Below are 22,593 nucleotides of genomic sequence, written 5' to 3'. Positions count from 1 at the left end.
GTACCCGTCTCCTAGGGTGTCCCGCAGTGAATCCCTCCTTCGACACCTCCCCCACTCTGACCGCATGGCGCGCGCTGCTCGCCATAGCCGTCGTGTTCGTGATGCTGGCGACCACCGGGTGGACCGCCGTACGCCATCAGCCCTCCGACGAGCCACGCGAGCGGGCGCTGGCCGCCTGGGCGCATGCCCGGGCACGGGGGCGGCCGGTTCCGGCGCTGGACGCGCCGGTGGCGGTGATCGCCCGTTTCTTCGCGTCGCTGACCGCCGCGGACCAGCTCTCGCTGGCCGATCACCATCCCCTGGTGGTCGGCAATCTCAACGGCGTACCGGTCGCTCTGCGTTACCAGGCGAACCGGCACGCGCTGCGGGACGCCGAGGCGGTGGAGCAGCGCCGGACACACGATCCCGGGCTCTCCTTCGACGGGCGCACCGAAGCGCGGCTGCGGCTGGAACGCTTCCGCGCGATGCTCTCCGGCGACCGGCAGATCCTCTCCTTCGACCCCTCGGGGCGGGGCCGGGCGGCCGAGGTCTTCGGCGATCTCGACCGGGCCGGGCGGGTCTCCGTCGTGGTCCCGGGCGTGGACACCCAGCTGCTCACGCTGGAGAGGGAGAACCGTCCGAACAGCGCGCCCGTCGGTATGGCCAAGTCCCTGTACGCCGCGGAGCGGGACGCCCGGCCCGGCGCGCGTACGGCGGTCATCGCCTGGGCCGACTACACCGCCCCGGCAGGGATCGGCATGGACGCCGTCCTCGGCGGGCTCGCCACCCAGGGCGCGCTGCGGCTGAACGCGCTGGTGAGCGCCCTGCCGGGGAAGGCGACCGTCTCGCTGGTCTGCCACAGCTACGGTTCCGTGGTGTGCGGGGTCGCGGCGCGCCGTCTGCCGTCCCGGGTCACCGACATCGCCGTGGCCGGGAGTCCCGGTATGCGGTCCGCGAGCGCGGCGGCGCTGGGCACGCGGGCCCGGGTGTGGGCGATGCGCGACGAGGACGACTGGATCGCGGACGTGCCGAACCTGGAGGTCGGCGGGTTGGGACACGGTGCCGATCCGGTGGACCCGGAGTTCGGGGCGCGGATCGTCTCGGCGGGCGACGCGGTGGGCCACAGCGGCTACTTCGAGCCGGGTACGGAGAGTCTGCGCAACTTCGCGGCGATCGGAGTCGGCTCATATACGACGGTCGGCTGCGCATCGGCGGATCGCGCCTGTCTCAGCGGTATTTCCGGTGGAACAGATGTCTGACGCGCGTAGATCATGCGGAAGCTCGGTGAACCGGGGCTGACACAAAGGGGCGACGTACGGGCGAGGGCCGCATACGATGAGGCGCATGGGTGATGTGCTGGCCGGAATTCATGCCACCTGGGAGTTCGACACCGACTCCGTGCTCATCCGCTTCGAACGGGGCATCCGTACGCCGAGGCTCTTCCAGAGCCTGCGGGAGCGACGCATTCCGTATGCGGCGCTGTCGGCGGTCGGTCTGTCTCCGGGCAAGCGGGGCACGGTGGTTCTGCACGCCTCGCCGAGACCGGGGGCCGACCCGTTGATGGAGGCGGCGGCCGGGCAGTTGAAGGACGGCTGCGATCCGTACCGCCTGGTCCTGCCCGCCGACCGGGAGACCCTCGCGGAGTACTACCGGGACGAGATGCGTGCCCTGCTCGGCCCCGACGCCGGGGAGCCGGCGGACCGCTTCCTGGTCGCGGCGCCCCAGGGGCCGCTGCAGTTCAAGGCGTACGACGGGCGGGCCAGCTTCGACGGGGAGCGGGTCTCTTTCCGCTGGTCGTGGACGGGTGCGTCCAGCGCCAAGTGGCGGGCGGGGGACCAGACGTTCCCGGTGGAGCGGGTGGCCGGGGTGGAATGGCGTTCCCCGGAGGCCTTCGAGGGCTATCTGCGTCTGCTGACGCGTCCGTCCGACGCGGCGGCGGCCGTCCCGGCACAGCCGTGCGTCACCTCCCCCGGCTGCGCCGGAATCGGCGAGGTGGTGCCCGGCGGCGCGGTCCCGGGGCGTCCCACGCAGGCGGACCAGGACCCGGCGGCCGTGCTCTTCGGCCTGGGGTACGGCCCGGTGCACGAGTCGCTGCCGTTCGCGGCGGCGGTCCTGGAGTGGGCGCGCCGCAGGCCCTCCGTCCCCGTACCGACCTCGTTGGTGCCGGTCGGCGCGGTGCGGAGCGATCCGGCGGACATCGCGGAGCGCATCCGGCACCTGGGCGAGCTGCATCAGGCCGGGCTGGTGACGGACGTGGAGTTCAGTGCCAAGAAGGCGGAGCTGCTGGCGGAGTTGTAGGGGTGGAGCCTCGGGGTGCGGTCACGCCTCCGCCCCGAGGTCGCCCTCCCGTACGGTCCGGGGGATCGGGGGCCGCCCGAAGAGGCCGAGGATCTCGTTGGCCAGGTCCACGACAGGCGGCAGGTCCGGCTGGTACCGCACCATGATCGCGGCGGCGAGGAGGCCGCGCGGTACGGCTCCGGCGTCGAGCAGGGTGCGCCAGTCCTCCGGTCCCAGCTCCAGGAACTCCAGTGCGGTCAGCCCGGCGATCTCCAGCGGGTCGGCGAGCGTACCGGCGTAGGCGCTGAGGGTCCGGAGCCGGGGCAGCCCGACGACGGGGGCGAGCGAGACCGGCTCGTCGTCCCGCACTCCGATGCTCAGGACCTCCAGCAGGGGGTCGGCGGCGGTCTCGACGTCCGGGAGGGCGGACCGGTTGACGTACGCGACGGCCGGTGTCGCGCGGTCGCGGCGGTTGCGCCGTTCCTCCCGGCGCCGTCCGCCCACCCAGTCGGTGAGGGAGTCGGCGAGCAGCTCCGCCCCGATGTTCTCCTCGTGGCCGATCATGATGATCTGACCGGCGTACCCGCGCGGTCCGGGGGTGAGGTCCACCGCGATCCGGTCGCCGCCGCCGTTGTCGCCGAACACGATCCAGCCGGGCGAGCCCACGACGCCCTGGACCCGGTCGTCGGGCCCGGTGACAGCCGCTTCCATGGCGGCGAACTCCCAGCGGGCGGGGCGGGACGTCGCATCGGCCAGGTAGAGGTGGTCCAGGGCGAGGAGCTCGCAGTCGACCGCTTCGAAGACACGGTCAGCCGTCTCGGGGTCGTCCTTCCAGTCGTCCCAGCACGCCCGCGTCACCCGGTAGACCGCCTTGAGTTCGTCGGGCAGCACGGTCCCGAGACGCGCCTCGGCCGCAGCGATCTCCTCCTCCGTGGCGCCGGGTGTGTCGGGCAGCGCCGCGCGGAGCGTGCGCTCCAGGAGGCCGGGATCGGCGGTCGGGGCGGGTACGGCGTCCGGCACCGGGTCGGGCGGCTTGCGCCAGGGTGCGGCCAGGGCGCCCTCCACCAGGAGCAGGTCGCCCGGGTAGGGCCCGCCGATGCCGGGCTCGGCGGCTCCACCGGGCCCGAACAGGTCGAGCGTCGCCCGCCCGGCCGGGTCGACCCGCAACGCGAACGCGACACCGTCCGCGCCGGATTCGGCGAGCGCGTCCCGTACCCGGTCCACGGCGTCGAACTCCGCCCGCATGTCCTCGGCCCGGGCCGGCCGGCCGGTCCGCGGGGACCGGCGCCGCAGGGGGAGGCTCCAGCTGCCGCTCCCGATCCGACCGGCCACCCGGCCGCCCTCGGCGAGGGTCTCCGCGTTGCTCTCCCACAGCAGCCGCAGGACCGGCACCCAGGTGGCGAAGTCGTGTATCGGGGACACTCGTTGGCCTCCATTCGTCCGGCGCGGGTTCCGCGCCCGTGGCGAGGACGATAGCGTCGGCGTCCGCGCGGCCCCGCCCCGGGGCGCTCCACCCCCTACCCCGGTACGACACGGCCCGGCGTACTCCACACCCCGGTATGACGCCTGCGGGGCGGTCCGCTGCCTACGCTGACCGGGCCATGTCCGAGACCCCCGCAACTCCCGAATCCCCCCGCTCCCCCGGGTCCGCGTCCCCGGCACCGCCCGCCGGGAAGCCGCCCGCCGAGGGCCGGTCGCGTGCGGCCCGGAACCGGCTGCGCGTGCTCGTCGACCGGCTGTCGGCGCCCTCGCACCCGGTCACCCCGCTGCTGGCGGACGCGCCGAGGCGCTGGCAGCGCATGATCCCGTACGCCGTGGTGCTCGCCCTGACGGCGGCGCTCCTGCCGGTCACCGTCAACGTGCTGGCCCACGACCGGGGACTGCCGGGCGCGTTGGCGGCCACCCTCGCGGTGGCCCAGACGCTGCCGCTGCTGCTCCTCGCCCACCGGCCCCTCCAGGTCTGGTGGGTCACCTTCCTCGCCTCGGTCGCCGGGGCGCTGGCGCTGTTGTCCGAGCCCCCGGGCCCGTACACCGTCTGGCCGTGGCCGCCGGCCGTCATCGTCGGCCAGCTCTTCGTGCTGCTCGCGCTGGGACTGCGGGAGACCCGCCGGACCCTGGTGGCGGTGTGGCTGGCGACGGGCGCGGCGGGTCTGGTGCTGTACTCGCTGGCGCCGGACCGGGGGAACGCGAGCGCGTTGCTGCTCTTCGTGCTCGGCGCGGTGGTGCTGATGGCCGGAGCGGCCGTGCGCGAACGGGGCGTCGCGCAGCGGCGGCTGGTCGAGCAGGAGACCATCAGCGCGGAGGAGCGGGCCCGGCGCACGCTGCTGGAGGAACGCGCCCGTATCGCCCGGGAGTTGCACGACGTGGTCGCGCACCACATGTCCGTGATCACCGTGCAGGCGGACTCCGCGCCGTACCGGGTGGCCGGTCTCTCGGAGGAGACACGCGAGGAGTTCGCCTCGATCGCGGCGGGCGCCCGGGAGTCGCTGGCGGAGATGCGGCGGCTGCTCACGGTGCTGCGCGGCGACGGCACGCCGGGCGAGCGGGCCCCGCAGCCCGGCCTGGACCGGCTGCAGCAGCTGGTGGAGGCGACCGTACGCACGGGCCTGCCGGTGGAGTTGGCGCTGGCGGCGGACCTGGGCGAGGTGCCGCCGGCCGTGGACCTGTCCGCGTACCGGATCGTGCAGGAGGCGCTGGCCAACGTGGTGCGGCACGCGCCGGGCGCCCCGACCCGGGTGTCCGTACGGGCCGACGGCGGCCACCTGACCGTGCTCGTCGTCAACTCCCTTTCCCCACGACCCGGTTCGCCGCTGGAGACGACCGGCACGGGACACGGACTGGTGGGGATGCGGGAGCGGGTGCGGCTGACGGGCGGCACCCTGGACACCGGCCCGCTGCCGGACGGCGGCTTCCGGGTCGCGGCCCGGCTGCCGCTGGGGCCGCCTCCCGGCTCCCCTCCCCCTGCCGTCCGCCCCGACCCGAAGTCGCCCACCGCCCCGGAGGATTCCCCGTGACCATCCGCGTGATCATCGTCGACGACCAGGCCATGGTGCGGGCCGGGTTCGCGGCCCTGCTGTCGGCGCAGAGCGACATCGACGTGGTGGGCGAGGCACCGGACGGCCGCCAGGGCATCGAGGTGAGCCGCAGCCGGCGTCCCGATGTGGTCCTGATGGACGTCCGGATGCCCGAGATGGACGGACTCGCCGCCGCCCGCGCCCTGTTGGACCCGCCGATCGGTGTGGTGCACCGGCCGAAGGTGCTGATGCTCACCACGTTCGACGTGGACGACTACGTGTACGAGGCGCTGCGTGCCGGGGCGTCCGGGTTCCTCCTGAAGGACGCGCCCCCGGCCGATCTGATCGCGGCGGTGCGGGTGGTGGCGGCCGGCGACGCGCTGCTCGCGCCGTCGGTGACCCGGCGGCTGATCGCGGACTTCGCCGCCCAGCGCCCGTCCGGCGCCGCCCGCAGCGGCCAGGCACTCCGGCTGAACGGGCTGACGCCCCGGGAGACCGAGGTCCTGGAGCTGATCGCGCGCGGACTCTCCAACCAGGAGATCGCGGGCCGGCTGGTGCTCGCCGAGCAGACCGTGAAGACCCACATCGGGCGGGTCCTCGCCAAGCTGGACCTGCGGGACCGCGCGCAGGCCGTGATCTTCGCGTACGAGTCGGGACTGGTGACGCCGGGCGGTTGAGGCGGGTCGTCGTGCGGGCGGGGCGTGAGGCGTCCGGCGTACCCGGTCGCGCGGCGGCGGCCGGGCACAGGGGGCGGGGAGGCATGCATGTCCGGGAGATCGGCGGCCGAGTGGTGGGACCTGCTCCCGGCGGGTGTCCGCGAACAGGTCCACGGATACGTCCTGCAGGATTCCTCGATGCCAGCGGTCCGCGCCGTATGGCAGTCCGGTCGCGCCCGGGGGCTCGGGCTCGACGAGGCCCGGGCGGTGGTCTCGGACCGGTTCCGGCACCACGGCGACCGTATCGCCCGCACCCCCGACAGCCCGCTCGACCTGGAGTCCCTGGCCGCCCTGGCCGCCGGGTACGGCGGGCGGATCGTGGCGATCGAGGCCCTGTGGAACGGCGACACCGTCCACGGCTGGTTCGTGGAGCTCCGGGCCATCACCACCGACCCCGCCGGTGACCACGGGCTGGCCACCATCCACCGCCCCGCGGCGGTACGGCTCCTGGGGGAGGGGCACGCCCAGCCCTCGGCAGCCGCCGCGGAACGGTTCGGCGGAGCCCTGGCCGCGCACCTCTCCGTACCCTTCCACTTCGCGAGCCCGCACGTCCCGGACGACGAGGCCCCGCGCTGGTCGTCCTGATCCGTGGCACCGTGAGCCGAGGGCCCACGACGCGATGCGGCCCACCGGGCCGGAGCGCGCAGGGCGCCAACGCTCGGAGCTCCGGTGCGCGGGCGGCAGAATGCCCCCGTGACGAGCACCGACGACCCGCGTCCCACCCAGATACCCGGGTACGAGAGCGACGCGCTCACCCATCCCACCGGCCTCCTCGACGACGCCCTGTTCTGGCTGGGACATCTGCACGCCTGTCCGCAGAGCGAGGAGACGGAGGAGTTGCTGTTCGGCGCGGACCACGACGCGGCGAGCGCCTACGCCGAGCAGCTGTGGAGGTACGCCGACTGGCCGACGTTCACCGTCCCGCTCACCTCCGGTCACCGCATCCACGTCGTCCACCGCACCTTCGCCGACGATCCCGGAGTCGACTACCTCCTCCACCACCCGGGCTGGGAGCACGTGGAGCATCTGGCCTCGGACGAGGGGCACTTCATGGGTCCGGGCCTGTCCTGGCCGGAGCTGGTGGCGGCGGCCGACAACGGGCTGCCCGGCGGCAGCACCACCGACCCGCACGCCCGACTGCTACTCCTGCTGCCCGCGTGGGGTGACGAGGACGTACCCGAGGACGCCGCCGGCCGGCTGGCGACGGCCCTGCGGGCCCGCACCGGGGTGGACGATCCCGAGGCGCTCGCGGTGGCGCTCCTGGACGACCAGGGGCCGACCGGCCCGGTGAACTGGAGTATCCGTGAGGGCGTCCGGGTCGACGACGGCACGCACTCCTGCCGCAACCCCGCCAACCCCTTCGCGCTGCCGCCCGACCGGATGGCCCGGGTGTCGGCCGCGCTGACGCCCTGAGGCCCCGGGCCGGGGCGGCTTCGGCCCGGGGCGCCGCGGGACGGGGCGGCTTCGGGCTCGGGCTCAGGGCGTATGGAGTTCGCATTCCTGGGCCGTGCTGTGATCGCAGCGGCTCGACGGCACCAGGGAGGCCAGTTCCCACAGCCCCAGCGCCAGCGCGCCGAGGACGACGAGGGCGGCGGCGGTCCGGAGAGCAACGGCCCCCTTGGTCCCGCCGTCCAGGCACTTCACGGCGAGGTACAGGGCCGCCGGTATCCATATCAGCATGGCGGACATGACCAGGACGAACCATCCGTGGAAGCTCACCTCCGGACGATGCCCCCGTCGGCGGACACCGAAGCCCGGCGGGGGCAGGGGAAAGCGTCCCTCCGGCCCCTCCTGGACCACCCTCCGCAGGACTCCCTCCGTGCGCGCCCCCGCCCCCGGCGACGGCCTCGGGTCCGGCCGTCGAGCCCCCGGAAAATACCGTGGCCGTCGCGCCGATCCCCTCTACGGTGGCCGGATGACGACTCAGGTGATCGTGTTGAACGGCGGGTCCAGCTCCGGCAAGTCCGGGATCGTCCGGTGCCTCCAGGCCGTGCTGCCGGAGCCATGGCTCGCCGCCGCCATCGACACCCTGGTGGACTCGATGCCCGCGTCGCTCCGGACCGCCGACGGCGGGATCGAGTTCACCGCGGACGGCGGGGTGAACGTGGGTGCGGAGTTCCGGCGGCTGGAGGCGGCCTGGATGGAGGGGGTCGCCGCGACGGCCCGTGCGGGCGCCCGGGTGATCGTGGACGACGTGTTCCTCGGGGGCGCGGAGTCCCAGGCGCACTGGCAGAAGGCTTTGGCGGGGCTGGACGTGCTGTGGGTCGGGGTCCGGTGCGCGAGCGAGGTCGCCTCGGGGCGGGAGATCGCGCGTGGTGACCGCACCCGGGGAATGGCGGCGGCACAGGCGGATTCGGTCCACGAGGGCGTGGTGTACGACCTGGAGGTGGACACCACGCGTACGGAGTCGCTGGAGTGCGCCCGGACCATCGCCGCCCGCGCGGAACGGGCCTGAGCCCGGCGACCGACGGCCCCGGTCCCGGGCGCCTGCTCCCCGTACCGGGCGGCGCTGCTCCCCGTACCGGGCGGCCTGATCCCCGCACCGGACGGCCCTGATCCTCGTACACCCCCTACCCCGGTAGCACCCCGCACGTGGCTCTCCGGGGTGACGCCCGCCGGGGTGTCCCCTTCCTACCTTCTGCTCCGTCGCGCCGTCCGGGGCGACGGAGCGGAAGGAGGGGCGGATGCGTCGGTACGCGAGGACCCTGGTGGCGGTCGCGCTGGCGGCCACCGTGGCGGCGGGGACCGCCGGCTGGGCGTCGGGGAGTACGCAGCGGGCCGTGAGCGGGCCGCCGCCGGGAAGCGCGTCCTGGCGCGCCGATGAGGTACGGGGACACGCGCTGCCCGATCCCGAAAGCGCCTCCCCCGCCCAAGTGGCTTCTTTCTTCGCCGCGTTGAGCCCCGCGCAGCGCCAAGCTCTGGCGGTGCGGCACCCGTCCGTCGTCGGAAACCTCGACGGCGTTCCGCTGGAACTGCGCTACCGGGCCAACTCCCTTGCTTTGAAGGCGAGTACCGACCCCCGGTACCGGCTGCTCGCCGAACAGGGGCGTCGGATCCTCGCGTTCGACCCACGCGGCCGCGGTCTGGTGGCCGAGGTGTTCGGCGATCTGCGGGCGGCCCGGCACGTGGCGGTCGTGGTGCCCGGATCGGACATCGACGCGGGGACGTACGACCGGGACAGCGACCCGTACGGCGCTCCGGCAGGGATGGCCCGGTCGCTCCGGGACGCGACGGGGCCCGGCACCGCCGTGATCGCCTGGGCCGGGTACACCACCCCGGTCGGGGTCGGGTGGGACGCGGCCACCGGGGATCTGGCCGAGGTCGGCGCCGATCGGCTGGCCCGGTTCACGGCCGGGCTGGCGGCGGACGGCCTGCCGGCGCCCGCCGTGTTCTGCCACAGCTACGGCTCGGTCGTCTGCGGGCTCGCCGCGCACCGGCTGCACGTCGGCGACCTGGTGGTGCTCGGCTCCCCCGGGATGCGCGCCGACAGCGTGGCCGGGCTGCGCACCTCCGCCCGGGTGTGGGCGGCGAAGGACCCCACCGACTGGATCGACGACGTGCCGAACATCGAGTTCGCGGGAGTCGGCCACGGCACCGACCCGACCGACCCGGGGTTCGGCGCCCGCCGGGTGCCGGCCCGGCGGGCGGTGGGCCATACCGGCTACTTCGCCCCCGGAACCGACTCGCTCACTGCCTTCGCCGCCATCGCCACGGGCAACTTCGCCACGGGCGACTTCGCCACCGCGGACACGACCGACTTCGCCACCGCGGACACGACCGGCTCCGCCACCGCGGAGGGGGCGCTCCGATGAGTCTCGCCACCCTCGCCGCCCGGATCGAGTCCCGCACTCCGGCCCACCGCGACCGCGCGATCGACGGGATGCGGGCGCTCGCGCTGCTCGCCGTGCCGACCGGGCACTGGCTGCTCGGCGGGTTCACCCGCGACGGCGACGGCGCCCTGCACAACGCGAGCCCGCTCTCCACCTTCGGGGCGCTCGCCCCGGCGAGCTGGGTGCTCCAGATGCTCGGGGTGTTCTTCCTGGTCGGCGGGTACGTCTCCGCCCTCTCCTACCGGCGCCGCACGTCCACTGCCCCCGACTGGCTGGCCGGGCGGCTCGCCCGGCTGGGCCGTCCCGTCCTCGGGGTGACCGCCGTGTGGGCGGTGCTCGCTCCGGCGCTGCGTCTCCTCGGGGTGCCGTGGACCACCCTGCGGACCGGAGCGACGCTGGTGGTCCAGCCGCTCTGGTTCGTCGGGGTCTACCTGGTGGTCACCGCGCTGACCCCGGTCTGCGTGCGGCTGGCCGAACGGCTCGGCGGATGGGCCGCCGCGCCACTGTTGGGGGCGGTCGCCGTCGTGGACTTCCTGCGGTACGGACCGTACGCGGACACCGTGCCGTCCTGGCTGAGCCTGCTGAACATCGTGCCGGGCTGGCTCTTCGCGTACCAGCTCGGGGCGAGCTGGGGCGTGGGCCGGATCGGGCGGCGCGGCGCACGGTTCCTGCTGGTGGGCGGCGCGGTGCTGTTCGCCACGCTGCTGCTGGTCTGGCACTACCCGGCGTCGATGGTCGGCGTGCCGGGCGTGGCGCGCACCAACTCGCATCCGCCGTCGCTGCTGGTGTTGGCGCTGGCCGCCGCGCAGAGCGGCGCGGCGATCCTGCTGCGCGACCGGATCGGCCGGTTGCTGCGCCGCCCCGCGCTCTGGGCGCCGGTGGTGGTCGTCAACCTGTCGGCGATGACGATCCTGTGCTGGCACCAGACCGCGCTGCTGGCCGCCGCCGTTCCGGCGTCCCTGGTGGGAGGCGGGGTCGTACCGGGCCTGACCACGGCTCCCGACAGTGTCGGCTGGATCGTCGCGCGGGTGCTCTGGCTGCCGGTGTGCGCCGCCCTGCTGGTGCTGATCGCCCGCCGCACCCGCCGTTTCGAGGCCCCGTGGCGCCGGGGCACCCGCGCCACCCGGGCGCGCAACGCCGTGGTGGGGGTGCTCGCGGCGGGGTTCCTGGTGTTCGCGCTGGGGCCGGCGTGAGACGAGCGGGCCGGGCGCCCGTACCCCGCTGCTGTGGAAGGGGTACGGGCGCCCGCACCCGGCTGCTGTGCGAGGGATACGGGCGCCCGCACCCGGCTGCTGTGGAAGGGGTATGGGCGCCCGTGACGTGCGGGGCTACTTCTCCCGCGCCGCCGCCGTGCTGCTCATGTCCGGGTAGCGGTCGCCCGCCACCTTGCCGGCGATCGGCTCCAGCTCGGCCAGCTCCTCGGAGGTGAGGACGATCCGGGCCGCGCCGACGTTCTCCAGCAGCCGGGTGGGCTTGCGGGTGCCGGGGATCGGCACGACGGTGAGGCCGTGCACCTGGGCGCGCTGGTGCACCCAGGCGAGCGCCACCTGCGCGGGGGTCGCCCCGTGCGCCTCGGCGATCCGGCGGACCGGCTCCAGCAGGGCCGCGTTGTTCTTCGCGTTGTCGCCGGTGAAGCGGGGCTGGTACTGCCGGAAGTCGTCCTTCCCCAGCTCCTTGCCGGCGTCCGCGAACGCCCCGGTCAGGAAGCCCCGACCGAGCGGCGAGTACGGCACCAGCGTGACGCCCAGCTCGGCCGCGGCCGGCACCGCGCTGCGCTCCAGGTCCCGACTGAAGAGCGACCACTCCGACTGGAGCGCGGCGATCGGGTGCACCGCGTGCGCCTCGCGCAGCTCCGGCCCGGTCACCTCGCTCAGCCCGAGCTGCTTGACCTTGCCCTCCTTGATCAGCTCGGCCATCGCGCCGACGGACTCGGCGAACGGGACCCGCGGGTCGTAGCGGTGCATGTAGTAGAGGTCGATCACGTCCGTGCCGAGGCGGCGCAGGCTCGCCTCCACCGCCTGCTTGATGTAGGCCGCGTCGTTGCGCACGGCCCGGTACTCCGGGTCGTCGCTCCGCTCGATGGCGAACTTGGTGGCCAGCGTGATCCGGTCGCGGTTGGTCCCCACGAACGAGGCGAGGAACTCCTCGTTGGCGCCGCGTCCGTAGATGTCGGCGGTGTCGAAGAGGGTGACGCCCGCGTCCAGGGCGGTGTGCAGGGTGTCGTGGGCGGCCATCTCGTCGGTCTCGCCGTAGAACTCGCTCATGCCCATGCATCCGAGGCCCTGCACGCCGACCTGCGGTCCGTCCGCCCCGAGCTGCACGGTGGGAAGGGTGTTCTCCGTCATCAGCCACACGGCCTTTCCGGCGCCCGTCGGGCGCTCGCGTAGAAGTCGATCTTGTAGTCGAGCACGGTGAGCGTGTCGTGGAGCTCCGCGATCCGCGCCCGTACGTCGCGGCGGGTCGCCTCCAGCAGCTCCTGCCTCTGGTCGAAGGTGTGCTCGCCCTCGCGCAGCAGTTCCGCGTACCGGACCATGTCGGCCACCGGCATCCCGGTCAGCCGGAGCTTGCCGACGAAGGCCAGCCAGTCGAGGTCCTTGTCGGTGAACCGCCGCTGACCGGTCTGCGACCGGTCGACGTGCGGCATCAGGCCGATCCGCTCGTACCAGCGCAGGGTGTGCGCGGTCAGCCCGGTGCGGGCCGCCACTTCACTGATCGTGTACCGGGCCGTCCGGCCCGGCGGGGAGACCTGCTGGGGTACGAGCCGTACCGGCGTGCTCTGCGTCACCGTCATGACCTCCACGTTAGAACGTTGGAGTGCACTCGAAGCAAGTGGAACCCGCGGGTGACGTCCGGCGGGCTCCGGCCGCGCCGCCGTGGCGATGCCGCGTCAGCGCTGTATCAGTGGTCCGTCACGTTCCCCGCCGGCGCATGCCGTACCCGCCGCACGGGGCCGAAGCCGGGACCACGGGTTCCTTCGAGTTCTGCGAGGCACGTCATGAGGTCCGGCCTGCGGGACGTGGTCGCCGTGCTGTCCGGGGTGTTCGCCCCGCTGCTCCTGGCGCTGGTCCTCATCCCCGTCCGTGCCGACATCACCAGCACGAACGGGGCGCTGCTCCTCGGCGTCGTGGTCGGGGCCGTGGCGGCGCTCGGGAGCCGCCTCGCGGGTGCCGTGGCCGCGCTGTCGTCCGCCGCGTGGTTCGACTTCTTCCACGCCGAGCCGTTCGAGAGCCTCGGCATCGACGCCGGTGCCGGCATCGGGACGGCCGTGCTGCTCCTGGTGGTCGGGCCGGTCGTGTCGCGGCGTGCCGCGCGGACCCTCGTCCTGCGCCGGTTCGCCTTCACGGGCGCCTCCCACCTGGACCGGCGGCACCGTACGACGGGGCCGGGCAGGACCGGCGCGTCCGCCGACGCCGTGATGGACCGCGTCCGGCAGGAGCTGGTGGACGTCCTGGAGCTGCGCGAGTGCCGCTTCGAGTACGGCGCCGAGCGCCCCGTCGAACGCGAGGTCGCGCACGGCCTGGCGCACGGTCTCCCGCACGACTTCGCGCACGATTTCGTGCACACCGAACCCGTGGGTCAGCCGTCGGTCCTCGCCCCGGACGGGAGCGTGCGGGTGCCGGGCTCTCCCTGGGACGTGGACCGGCAGGGCTGGCCGGACGGCGAGGTCGAGCTCCGGGTCACGGTGCTCGACCGCTGCCTGGGGCGGTTCGTCCTGACGCCCCCGCCGGGTGCCGTACCGCCGCCCCTGGAGGCGCGCCTCGTCGCCGTCGGCCTGGCCGCCCAGGCCGCCGCGGCGCCGCCGACCCCGCTCCGGGACGCGGGTCCGCTGCCTCTACCCTCGTAACCATGCAGAGCCTGGCGTTGATCGAGAACTGGCCCGTCCCCACCGCGGCAGCCGCCGTCGTACGCGCGGACGGCACCGTCCTCGGTACGCGCGGCGACACCGCGCACCGCTTCCCCCTCGCCTCCGTGACGAAGACGCTGGCGGCGTACGCGGCGCTCGTGGCGTACGAGGAAGGCGCCGTGGAGCTGGACGAACCGGCCGGTCCCGAGGGCTCGACCGTCCGCCATCTGCTCGCCCACACCAGCGGCCTCGCCTTCGACGAGCACCGGGTGACGGCCCCGGCCGGTACCCGGCGGCTCTACTCCAACGCGGGGTTCGAGGTCCTCGGCGAGCACATCGCTAAGGCGTCCGGCATCCCCTTCGCCGACTACGCCCGCGAGGCCGTCCTCGAACCGCTGGGAATGGCGTCGACCGCCCTCGACGGCTCGCCCGCCAAGGACGGCGTCTCGACCGTGGCCGACCTGGTCCGCTTCGTCGCCGAGGTGCAGGCGCCCCGGCTGCTCGACCCGCGCACGGTGCTGGAGGCGCAGACCGTCGTGCATCCCGGGCTCAAGGGCGTGCTCCCCGGGTACGGCCACCAGAACCCCAACGACTGGGGCCTCGGCTTCGAGATCCGCGACTCCAAGTCCCCGCACTGGACGGGCGCCACCTCGTCCCCGGCGACCTTCGGTCACTTCGGCCAGTCCGGCACGTTCCTCTGGATCGACCCGGTCGCGGGCGTCGCCTGCGTCGCCCTGACCGACCGAGCCTTCGGCCCGTGGGCCGCCGAGGTGTGGACGCCGTTCACGGACGCGGTGCTGGCCGAGGTCGGCCGGTAGGGAGGCAGGGCCGGCGGGAGGCAGGACCGGCCGGAGGCAGGGGCCGGCAGGAGGCAGGGGCCGGCACGAGGCAGGACCAGCCGGAGGCAGGACCGGCCGGAGGCAGGACCAGCCGGAGGCAGGGGCCGGGCAGGAGGCAGGGGCCGGGCAGGGGCCCACCGGCAGGGCTGCCGCCCGGTCGTGGTCACCCGACAGGCTCTCGGGTCCGGCGCGCCTCGGCCGGGTGGGCGGGCGCCTGTGGAGGATTCGGTGGGGCGGAGTCGTGGTCCTGATGACGGGCCGCCCCCACCCTCCACCGCGTGGAAAGGCCCGGTCATGCCCCACCTTGCCGTCACCCTGTCGTCCCCTCCCCCCGCCCGCCGTCCGTCTCCGGAACCCGTCGGTCCCTACGGTCCCGGGGCCCCCTGCCCGACGCCGGTGACGGCGTGAGCGCCGCGCCGATCGGGGGCGCCTCGGAGGGCGGCCGTTACGGCGAGGCGTATTTCCGCCCCGAGCAGGCGGGCGAGGGGGAGCGCATCGACTTCGGAGCCCTCGCCTACGACGACATCACCCTGGCGCGGCTGCGGGCGCTCGGCGCCGGTCCGGGGTGGCGCTGCCTCGACGTGGGTGCGGGCACGGGCACGGTCTCCCGCCGACTGCTGGGCGAGGCCGGGGTGGAGAGCGTGCTCGCCGTCGACCGCGACGTACGGTTCCTCGGCGAGCGGCCGGTCCCCGGGCTCGACCTCGTGGAGGCCGACATCACCGCCCGCGGGTTCGTCTCCGGCACGTACGACCTCGTCCACGCGCGCTTCGTCCTGATGCACCTGGCCGAGCACGAGAACCTGATCACCGCGTTGACCGAACTCGTCGCACCGGGAGGCGTGTTGGTGCTCAGCGACGCGGTGGACCTGACGAGCGACCGTACGCCCGGAACCCCGTACACCACGGCGATGCGGGCGATGTGGCAAGGGCTCCGGGACTCGATCGGCACCGACGTCTCCTGGGTGCCGTCGTACCCGCACCTGTTGCGCGGGGCGGGACTTGAGCCCGTCGCCGCCGAAATCCACGTACCGCCGCTCCGGCCGGGGAGCCCCATCAGCCGCTTCTGGGCCGACACGTGGGAGCGGAGCAGGCCCGCGATGCTCGCCACCGGACTGGTGGACGACGCGGCCGTCGACGCGGCGGTCCGCTACCTGGTCTCCGACGAGTGCGCCGCGCTGTCGGCCGGGATGCTCACGGCGTGGGGGTGGAAGCCCGCGTAGTGGCCCGGTGGGGACTCCCCGGGCTCGGCCGCCCTGCGGGATACACGCGGCGAGGTTTCGTGCCGCCGGATTTCGGTCGCCGGGTTTCACGCGGCGCCGACCGGTGCCGGGTCGGCGGGGAGCCGCCAGTCGCCGCCGCGGTCTTCGTTCGAGAGGCGCGCGGCGAGTTCCGGGACGCGGAGGAAGCAGGCGAGTGCGGTGGTGGCCTGGAAGGCCTCGATCGCACCCCGGCTCATCGGCAGACCCAGGCGCAGCAGACGCGGGTTGACCTCGGCCTGGATCTCGTCGACGAAGGGGCGCAGCGTCCTGTCGTAGTCCGCCAAGGCGGTCGGCAGGTCGCCGGGGTGGCGGTTGATCTCGCCGGCCAGGACGTGGGCGCCGACCAGACCGCCGGAGACGCCCATGCCGCTGTAGGGGGAGGCGCAGTGGGCGGCATCCCCGGCCAGCACCACGCGGCCCCCGGACCAGGTGTCGGTACGTACCTGGGCGATCTCCTGGGAGTAGAAGAACGGGCTGGTGCTCATGGACTCGACGAAGCGCCCGGTCTGCCAGCCCGCGTCGCGGAACCGGTCGGCCCAGAACTCCTGTTGGCGCTCGACGGGTGCGCGGTGGACCGCGGAGGCTTCCTCGGACTCCTCCCGCAGCACGAAGTACACCTGGGTCTCGGTCGCGTTGTGGCTGCGGCGCATGATCTGGCGGCCTCCCGGGACCATGTAGGTGTCCCGGATGTTGCTGTCGGAGGCGATGCGCGGGACGAACCAGTAGGCCATGTGGATGCCGACGCGCCAGTACGGGTCGAAGCCCTGCGGCAGGAGTGTCCGCCGGATGCGTGATCCTTGCCCGTCCGCGCCGATCAGAAGGTCGAACTCTCCGGACGAGCCGTCGGAGAAGTGGGCGACGACCTTGTGCTCGTCCTGCTCGAAGCCGTCCACGCTCGTGCCGAAGACGTACTCGGTATCGTCCTTGGTCGCGTCGTGGAGGATGCGCACCAGGTCACCGCGCATGATCTCGTACGCGGACGTGAGGGTCTGCCGGCCTCTTCCGGACGTGTTGGCCATGATCGTCGCCCTGGCCCTGCCGCGGGCGTCGACGAAGGCGACACCTGCCTCGTCCACGAGCGCGTCGCGCACGGCGTCGAGGAGGCCCATCCGGTCCACGGCCTCGATGCCCTGCCCCCGCAGGTCCACCTGGGCCCCGGTGGCGCGCAGCGCCGGGAAGCGCTCGGCGACGGTCACCCGGTGGCCGCCCCGCGTGAGCCAGAACGCGACGGCCTGGCCCGCGACCCCGCCTCCGGCGACGAGGACGCGCAAGGACGGTGTTCCCGACCGCGTGATCATGGCCTCACCCCAAAATCTATCAGTGAATGGTTTCTTTTCAGCGTCATCTATCAGCGATAGATTGTCAACGTGACCAAGATGAACCGCGAGACCGTCATCACCGAGGCGCTCGGTCTGCTCGACGAAGTCGGGCTGGACGCCGTCAGCACGAGGCGGCTGGCGAAGCGCCTGGGCGTCGAGCAGCCTTCGCTCTACTGGCATTTCCGCACCAAGAAGGACCTCCTGGCCGCCATGGCGGAGGCGGCCATGGCGCCCCACGCCGCGCAGCCGCTGCCGGCACCCGGGGACGACTGGCGCGACTGGTTCCTGGAGAACACCCGCAGCTTCCGGCGCACCCTGCTGATGCGCCGGGACGGCGCACGGCTTCACGCGGGGACCACCCCGGCCGGCGATCTCGACCGGATCCGCCGGAAGATGGAGTTCCTCCTCGCCTCCGGCGTGCCCGAGCGCGACGCACAGATGGCGATGCTGGCCGCCGGCCGCTTCACGGTCGGCAGTGTCCTGGAGGAGCAGGCGGACCCCGGCTCGGGCACAGCCGGATCGGGGGCGGAGACGGCGGCGGAGGTGCCGGGGGCCGACGCACCTGAAGCGGACGTGCCGGTGATCAGTCACGAGTCCGCGTTCGAGGCGGGTCTCGCCCTGATCCTGGGCGGCCTGAAACAGCGCACCGCACCGGAACGCGGGGCGCCCCGGTCGTCGAACGACCGCTGACGACGGGCGGACGGTGCACCCCGGGGCGGTCAGTTCCTCGGGCGGCCGATGCGCCGGTCGCCCCGGACCACGGTCGGCCGAGGGCGCGGTCGCGGTCGCGGTCGCGGCACCCGGACCGGCCCCGGCCCGGGTGCCGCGACCTCACGCGGCGACCTCGTAGCTGCCGTGCTGCTTCACCTTCAGGTGGACGTGATTGGAGGCGAAGACGGCGCCGGTGACCCCGGCCGCTGCGGTGAAGGTGCCGTGGCGCCACACCACATTGCCGTTGACGGTGACGGTGCTGTCCCGGCCGGCGACCGGGACGGCGATGGTGCCGCTGGTGCCCTTGGGGACGTCGATGGTCAGAAGCGCGGACGTCGGGGCCGTGGACCACCCGTGGGACAGGCTCGCCCCCGCCCCCCAGGCCGGGGGTGCCGTAGCTGCCGGAGATGTTCTCCCACATGGTCCCGGTCCGGTCGGGGCCGGGGGGCGATCATGTGGCCCCACACGTCGTGCAGGAGCTCCTCCGCGTTCGCGGTGTCGCCTGCCGCCAGGCGCGCCGGGAGTTCGAACCCGCTGACGAAGGGGCTGGCCAGGTCCTGGTCGCCGATCTTGGAGGAGAAGGGCAGCGGGCCGTAAGGGGTCTTCCACAGAGCCGACTTGAGCTTTGCCATGATGTCCGCCCAGTTCCAGTTACAGCGGAAATACGGGCGGCGGCTGCCTCGAAAGTGGCCGACATCTGCTCCTCCATCCCCGTCCGCGACAGCAAGGTCCCGCACAGCCCGGTCGTGCCGGCTTGTTCGTCGGCTGCGTAGGGGCCCGCTGGCCTGATTCGGCATGCCTTGTTGATCCCGACCAGCCAAGGCTCGATGATGCCGGTTGCGGCCCCGAGCGGAGGACAAGCGATGGTGCGTAAATCCGACCTGCCACCGGTCGTTGCGGCATGAGGCATCGCTTACAGCTCGCGCTGCAAATCGTGCTGGTTCTGGTCGCGAGCCTGTTCGGCATCGTCACCAACTACGCCACCAATGTCGAGGACAGCCCCTGGCTGCTGAAGGTCATCCAGCACGCGTCCGTGCCGGCCATCGGCGTCCTGCTCGTCGCCATGGTCGTCGGCCAGGTCATCGTGTACCGGCTGGAGAACCCTCCCCCTCCATCGGTCGATTGGCCACGTGACCGGGTTCCTTACCCCGGGCTGGATTCCTTCGTGGAGGAGGAGGCGGCCGTCTTCTTCGGACGTGAGGCTCTGGCAGCCGATCTGGCACGCACCCTGCACGCTTCGTCGGAGCGGCCGGCCGATCGCTTCCTGACACTCGTCGGTGCTTCCGGGAGCGGCAAATCCTCGTTGGTCAGGGCGGGGGTGATTCCGCGGCTGCACGGGCGGCGGTGGACCCTCGTGCCCGCGTTCTCCCCCGGCCCGAATCCGCTCGGCTCGCTCGCCTCCGCCTTGGCTGCCGCGAACGGCGACCAGGAACCGGCAAGCATGGTCCTACGGCGCCTGCGACAGGGGCCGGACGCGCTGAGGAGTGAGCTGGCCCGGCTGCGCGTCGGCCGGTTCCGGCGCCTCCTTCTCGTGGTCGACCAGTTCGAGGAGATCCTCACCCTCGCCGGCGAACGGGAACAGACCCACTTCCTCGACCTTCTCCGCTCGTGTCTGGACCAAGACCCCGGGGTCCATGTGCTGGTCACCGTCCGGGTGGACTTCCTGGGCCGGATCCTCGCCACCCGGCACGCCGATCTCTTTCAGCATCCGATCGCCCTGGGCGCATTGGCCCGAAGCCAGTTCGCCCAGGTGGTGGAGCGACCAGGTGCGCTGGTGGGTCTCACCTTCGCTCCGGGCGTGGTGGACACCATCGTGGAAGAGGCCGCGACGGACGATGCTCTGCCCCTTCTCGCCTATCTCCTGCAGGAGTTGTACTTCGCCTCCGGCCCGGGAGAGACCGTCACCCCGGAGCTCCACCGCAGCCTCGGTGGGGTCGCCGGTGCTCTCGCGCGACAGGCGGACCAGACGGTTGCCGCTCTGGGCCCGGACGACGGTATCGACTTCGTTCTTCGCGTACTCCTGCGGTTCGTCACTGTCCAAGGCCAGGACGTGGCCCGTGAGCGGGTCGAGCTGGCCGATCTCACCACCCGTGAGCGGCGTGTGGTGGATGCCTTCATCGATGCGCGGCTCCTTGTCTCCGCCGCGCAGGGTGACGTGCTTTCCGGTCAACTTCCCTACGCGCAGGTGACGCACGAAGCGCTGTTCCGCCAGTGGGCTCCCCTGCGGCAGGAGGTCGAGTCTCGTATCGAGCAGTTGCGGGAACGCGTGGAGCTCGAACGGTGGGCCCAGGACTGGGAGCAGTCCGGTCGCAGCGACGACTACCTCCTCACGGGCGAGCGGCTCACGCTCGCCCAGCGGCGCCTGGTGGTGCTCGACGAGGCGGGCCAAGCCTCTCAGCCTGTCCGCACGCTGGTCCAGCACTCCCAGCGGCGTGACCTCGCCTACCTCGGCCGGCTCTCCGAGAACATCGGCCGGCACGCGCTCGGCACCGCGGACAGCCATCCCGAACAGGCGATACTTCTCTCCCTGGCGGCGCTCGACGAGTGCACGCCAACGCCTGCGGCCCGTCGGGGTCTCATGGCGGCGCTGGCCTCGAGCCACCACCGCATCCGTCTGAACGAGCACACCGACACGGTCCGCCACATCGCCTGGTCCCCCGACGGCCGGCGGCTGGCCACCGCGTCCCGGGACGGCACCGCCCGTATCTTCGACGCGGGTACGGGCCGTCCGCTGCTCGTCCTGTCCTCCGGTGGCGCGATGGTCGAGTCGGTCGCCTGGTCCCCGGACTCCGAACAGATCGCGACAGCGGGCCGGGAGAGAGTCGTGCGCGTCTGGGACGCGCTCTCCGGGGAACCCGTCCGACTCCTGACCGGGGCGACGGACATCGTCCGGCAGGTGGCGTGGTCGCCCGACGGCGGCTCTGTCGCGGCCACCTCGAAGGACCACGTCGTACGGGTATGGAGCGCCGCAACCGGCTCTCTCGTGAAGGAGTTGCGTGGCCACCGGGACGACACGTGGGGCATCACCTGGTCACCGGACAGCACGCGCGTCGCCTCCGCGTCCCACGACCAGACGGCGATCTTGTGGGACGTGGTTTCCGGAGCCTCCGTCCTCACGTTGACCGGCCACTCGGACTTCGTCGAAGGCATCGCCTGGTCGCCGGACGGGGAGTCCATTGCCACGGGCTCCGGCGATCACACCGCCCGTATCTGGGACGCCCGGACCGGGGCGCTGAAGCTGCTGGTGCGTGGGCACTCGGACTACGTATGGAATCTCGCCTGGTCGCAGGACAGCCGGATACTCGCTTCCGCATCCTCCGACCACACGGTGCGCCTCGTCCGTGCCGACGACGCCAAGACACTCGCCGTGCTCCGCGGACACTCCGACACGGTGTGGGGCGTGGCCTGGTCGCCGACGGGAGCTCAGCTCGCCACGAGCTCGACCGACGGGACCGCGAGCGTGTGGGATCTCTACCCACGAGGTGCCGAGACGGTCGCTGCCCACGGTCATGGGGGCCCGGTGAACCAGGCGGTCTGGTCCGCCGACGAGCGCCGCTTCGCGACCGCGTCCGACGACGGCACCGTCAGGGTCTGGAATGCCGCCGACGGTGCTCCGGCGGGCACGCCGACTGTGCTCGGAGACCGGGTGTGGAGCGTCGCGTGGTCATCGCTGCACAACCGACTCGCCTTCACCACCAACGACGGTCTCTTCCGGATCGCGGACGGGACGGGCGCCACGCTGGCCGAGTCGCGGGGCGAGGTCGTCGAAGCGTGCGCCTGGTCTCCGCAGGGGGACCGCATCGCGACGGGCGGGCACGACGGCACCGTACGGGTGCGGGCGGACACCGGGGAAGAACTGACCGTACTGACAGGCCACCAGGACTGGGTGGGGCGTATCGCCTGGTCCGCGGGGGGCCGGTACCTGGCGAGCGCGTCCGACGACCGCACGTGCCGCTTGTGGGATGTCGCGGAGAGCCGGGAACTCACCGTTCTGCGCGGTCATGAGAACTACGTGGACGACGTCTCTTGGGCACCGAGCGAGCAACAGGTCGTCACCGCGTCCGGGGACTGGACCGCTGCGGTGTGGGATGTGGCCACCGGCCGGCGCGTCGAGGTGCTGAGGGGGCACGAGGGCCGGGTCCGAGCGGTGGCCTGGTCCCCCGACGGCCAGTACGTCGCCACGGGCTCGGACGACCGCACGGTTCGTGTCTGGTCGGCCTCCACCTTCGAGGAGATCGCGGTCGTCGGCGTCCACCAGGACAAGGTGGCCTCTGTCGCCTGGTCCCGGCACAGCGCACGCCTGCTGACTGCTTCGTTCGACGGGACGGCGCGCATCTGGCCGGCATTCCCCGACTACGACCGCCTTGAGGCCCACGCCCGGGGCCGGGTGTTCCGAACGCTGACCCAGGACGAACGCCGTCGTCACCTGCTGCCGCTGAACGACGGCATGACGGCAGCCGCTCAGTAGCGCTGCTCCACCGTCCGGTCGTCGGTGCTCACCAGATAGTCGTCAGGGTTGAGGCCCATGGCCTTGCGGGCGGGCGACGACCAGTACAGGGCATTGCGTTCCGCGAAGGTCTCCGGTCCGTCGTAGGAGATCAGCCACACAAAGTGGTTGCGCTCCCGGTCGACCCAGGCCCCGCCGATCTCGAACCCCAACTCCAGCCGCAGCGGCACGATGTCCGACTCCCAGCGCCGCACCCACTCGTCAAGCAGACCGTCGCGCACGATGTAGGTGCGAAGTTGCGTGCTCTTGGGCATGAACGGTGTCCTTCCCGGAGTCCTGAGTGTTGCGACCTGCGAGC

21 protein-coding genes are annotated in these 22,593 nt (G+C 73.1%); 14 read left to right on the top strand and 7 right to left on the bottom strand.

Going from position 1 to position 22,593, the window contains the following annotated elements:
- Positions 1 to 26: 26 nt before the first annotated feature.
- A complete protein-coding gene (locus ACFZAX_RS28625) occupies positions 27 to 1,238 on the top strand; it encodes an alpha/beta hydrolase (protein ID WP_390965179.1) in 1,212 nt (403 codons plus the stop codon).
- Positions 1,239 to 1,323: 85 nt separating this feature from the next.
- Positions 1,324 to 2,277, top strand: a complete 954-nt coding sequence (locus tag ACFZAX_RS28620; RefSeq protein ID WP_390965178.1) for a DUF4429 domain-containing protein — start codon at positions 1,324 to 1,326, stop codon at positions 2,275 to 2,277.
- 21 nt (positions 2,278 to 2,298) lie between these two features.
- Here ACFZAX_RS28620 and ACFZAX_RS28615 read toward each other — a convergent pair whose 3' ends face one another.
- Complete coding sequence (locus ACFZAX_RS28615) at positions 2,299 to 3,678, bottom strand: SMI1/KNR4 family protein (RefSeq protein WP_390965177.1); 1,380 nt, start codon at positions 3,676 to 3,678, stop codon at positions 2,299 to 2,301.
- A gap of 179 nt (positions 3,679 to 3,857) precedes the next feature.
- On the opposite strand from ACFZAX_RS28615, the gene ACFZAX_RS28610 reads away from it, so the two are divergent.
- The 4 genes from ACFZAX_RS28610 to ACFZAX_RS28595 all read left to right on the top strand — a co-directional run bounded on the left by ACFZAX_RS28610 (position 3,858) and on the right by ACFZAX_RS28595 (position 7,399).
- Positions 3,858 to 5,270 carry a histidine kinase gene (locus tag ACFZAX_RS28610; protein WP_390965176.1) on the top strand — a complete coding sequence of 471 codons (1,413 nt, stop codon included), beginning with the start codon at positions 3,858 to 3,860 and terminating at the stop codon, positions 5,268 to 5,270.
- Positions 5,267 to 5,947, top strand: coding sequence for a response regulator (locus ACFZAX_RS28605; RefSeq protein WP_390965175.1), 681 nt, complete (start codon positions 5,267 to 5,269; stop codon positions 5,945 to 5,947). Before ACFZAX_RS28610 ends, ACFZAX_RS28605 begins: the two co-directional genes overlap by 4 nt.
- An 87-nt stretch (positions 5,948 to 6,034) precedes the next feature.
- A complete protein-coding gene (locus tag ACFZAX_RS28600) occupies positions 6,035 to 6,571 on the top strand; it encodes a hypothetical protein (RefSeq protein WP_390965174.1) in 537 nt (178 codons plus the stop codon).
- Positions 6,572 to 6,679: 108 nt separating this feature from the next.
- On the top strand, positions 6,680 to 7,399 hold the full coding sequence (locus ACFZAX_RS28595; protein WP_390965173.1) for a hypothetical protein: 720 nt from the start codon (positions 6,680 to 6,682) through the stop codon (positions 7,397 to 7,399).
- A 63-nt stretch (positions 7,400 to 7,462) separates the two neighbouring features.
- On the opposite strand, the gene ACFZAX_RS28590 is transcribed toward ACFZAX_RS28595, so the two are convergent.
- A complete protein-coding gene (locus ACFZAX_RS28590) occupies positions 7,463 to 7,705 on the bottom strand; it encodes a hypothetical protein (RefSeq protein WP_390965172.1) in 243 nt (80 codons plus the stop codon).
- Positions 7,706 to 7,901: 196 nt separating this feature from the next.
- Between ACFZAX_RS28590 and cpt the strand changes: the two genes are divergently transcribed.
- From cpt to ACFZAX_RS28575, 3 genes are all read left to right on the top strand, one after another.
- Positions 7,902 to 8,441 carry a chloramphenicol phosphotransferase CPT gene (cpt, locus tag ACFZAX_RS28585; protein WP_390965171.1) on the top strand — a complete coding sequence of 180 codons (540 nt, stop codon included), beginning with the start codon at positions 7,902 to 7,904 and terminating at the stop codon, positions 8,439 to 8,441.
- Between the two features lie 229 nt (positions 8,442 to 8,670).
- Positions 8,671 to 9,798 carry an alpha/beta hydrolase gene (locus ACFZAX_RS28580; RefSeq protein WP_390965170.1) on the top strand — a complete coding sequence of 376 codons (1,128 nt, stop codon included), beginning with the start codon at positions 8,671 to 8,673 and terminating at the stop codon, positions 9,796 to 9,798.
- A complete protein-coding gene (locus tag ACFZAX_RS28575; RefSeq protein WP_390965169.1) occupies positions 9,795 to 11,009 on the top strand; it encodes an acyltransferase family protein in 1,215 nt (404 codons plus the stop codon). The genes ACFZAX_RS28580 and ACFZAX_RS28575 overlap by 4 nt, the downstream gene beginning before the upstream one ends.
- A gap of 135 nt (positions 11,010 to 11,144) precedes the next feature.
- Here the strand turns inward: ACFZAX_RS28575 and ACFZAX_RS28570 are convergent, their stop codons facing one another.
- Together ACFZAX_RS28570 and ACFZAX_RS28565 are read right to left on the bottom strand one after the other, a co-directional pair.
- A complete protein-coding gene (locus tag ACFZAX_RS28570; protein ID WP_390965168.1) occupies positions 11,145 to 12,161 on the bottom strand; it encodes an aldo/keto reductase in 1,017 nt (338 codons plus the stop codon).
- Positions 12,161 to 12,607 (bottom strand): MerR family transcriptional regulator, encoded by a 447-nt coding sequence (locus ACFZAX_RS28565; protein WP_390965167.1) that lies wholly within the window; start codon positions 12,605 to 12,607, stop codon positions 12,161 to 12,163. The genes ACFZAX_RS28570 and ACFZAX_RS28565 overlap by 1 nt, the downstream gene beginning before the upstream one ends.
- A gap of 204 nt (positions 12,608 to 12,811) precedes the next feature.
- Between ACFZAX_RS28565 and ACFZAX_RS28560 the strand changes: the two genes are divergently transcribed.
- From ACFZAX_RS28560 to ACFZAX_RS28550, 3 genes are all read left to right on the top strand, one after another.
- Positions 12,812 to 13,660, top strand: a complete 849-nt coding sequence (locus ACFZAX_RS28560) for a DUF4118 domain-containing protein (protein WP_390965166.1) — start codon at positions 12,812 to 12,814, stop codon at positions 13,658 to 13,660.
- 2 nt (positions 13,661 to 13,662) lie between these two features.
- Positions 13,663 to 14,478 (top strand): serine hydrolase, encoded by an 816-nt coding sequence (locus ACFZAX_RS28555; RefSeq protein ID WP_390965165.1) that lies wholly within the window; start codon positions 13,663 to 13,665, stop codon positions 14,476 to 14,478.
- A 425-nt stretch (positions 14,479 to 14,903) separates the two neighbouring features.
- A complete protein-coding gene (locus tag ACFZAX_RS28550) occupies positions 14,904 to 15,719 on the top strand; it encodes a methyltransferase domain-containing protein (protein WP_390965164.1) in 816 nt (271 codons plus the stop codon).
- Positions 15,720 to 15,805: 86 nt separating this feature from the next.
- Here ACFZAX_RS28550 and ACFZAX_RS28545 read toward each other — a convergent pair whose 3' ends face one another.
- Positions 15,806 to 17,056: an FAD-dependent monooxygenase gene (locus ACFZAX_RS28545; RefSeq protein WP_390965163.1), complete on the bottom strand. Its 1,251-nt coding sequence runs from the start codon at positions 17,054 to 17,056 to the stop codon at positions 15,806 to 15,808.
- Positions 17,057 to 17,134: 78 nt separating this feature from the next.
- Here ACFZAX_RS28545 and ACFZAX_RS28540 point away from each other — a divergent pair, with 78 nt between their 5' ends.
- Positions 17,135 to 17,767 carry a TetR/AcrR family transcriptional regulator C-terminal domain-containing protein gene (locus tag ACFZAX_RS28540; protein WP_390965248.1) on the top strand — a complete coding sequence of 211 codons (633 nt, stop codon included), beginning with the start codon at positions 17,135 to 17,137 and terminating at the stop codon, positions 17,765 to 17,767.
- 141 nt (positions 17,768 to 17,908) lie between these two features.
- On the opposite strand, the gene ACFZAX_RS28535 is transcribed toward ACFZAX_RS28540, so the two are convergent.
- Positions 17,909 to 18,253: a hypothetical protein gene (locus ACFZAX_RS28535; protein ID WP_390965162.1), complete on the bottom strand. Its 345-nt coding sequence runs from the start codon at positions 18,251 to 18,253 to the stop codon at positions 17,909 to 17,911.
- Between the two features lie 436 nt (positions 18,254 to 18,689).
- Here ACFZAX_RS28535 and ACFZAX_RS28530 point away from each other — a divergent pair, with 436 nt between their 5' ends.
- Positions 18,690 to 22,256, top strand: a complete 3,567-nt coding sequence (locus ACFZAX_RS28530) for a WD40 repeat domain-containing protein (protein WP_390965161.1) — start codon at positions 18,690 to 18,692, stop codon at positions 22,254 to 22,256.
- Here the strand turns inward: ACFZAX_RS28530 and ACFZAX_RS28525 are convergent.
- On the bottom strand, positions 22,250 to 22,549 hold the full coding sequence (locus ACFZAX_RS28525) for an NIPSNAP family containing protein (RefSeq protein ID WP_390965160.1): 300 nt from the start codon (positions 22,547 to 22,549) through the stop codon (positions 22,250 to 22,252). The two genes, ACFZAX_RS28530 and ACFZAX_RS28525, sit on opposite strands and share 7 nt — an antisense overlap.
- Positions 22,550 to 22,593 lie beyond the last annotated feature (44 nt).

The organism is Streptomyces sp. NPDC008125 (genome assembly GCF_042957125.1).
Lineage (GTDB): Bacteria > Actinomycetota > Actinomycetes > Streptomycetales > Streptomycetaceae > Streptomyces.
The sequence above is the reverse complement of the archived record's forward strand: the minus strand, read 5'-3'. Positions and strand labels throughout refer to the sequence as shown.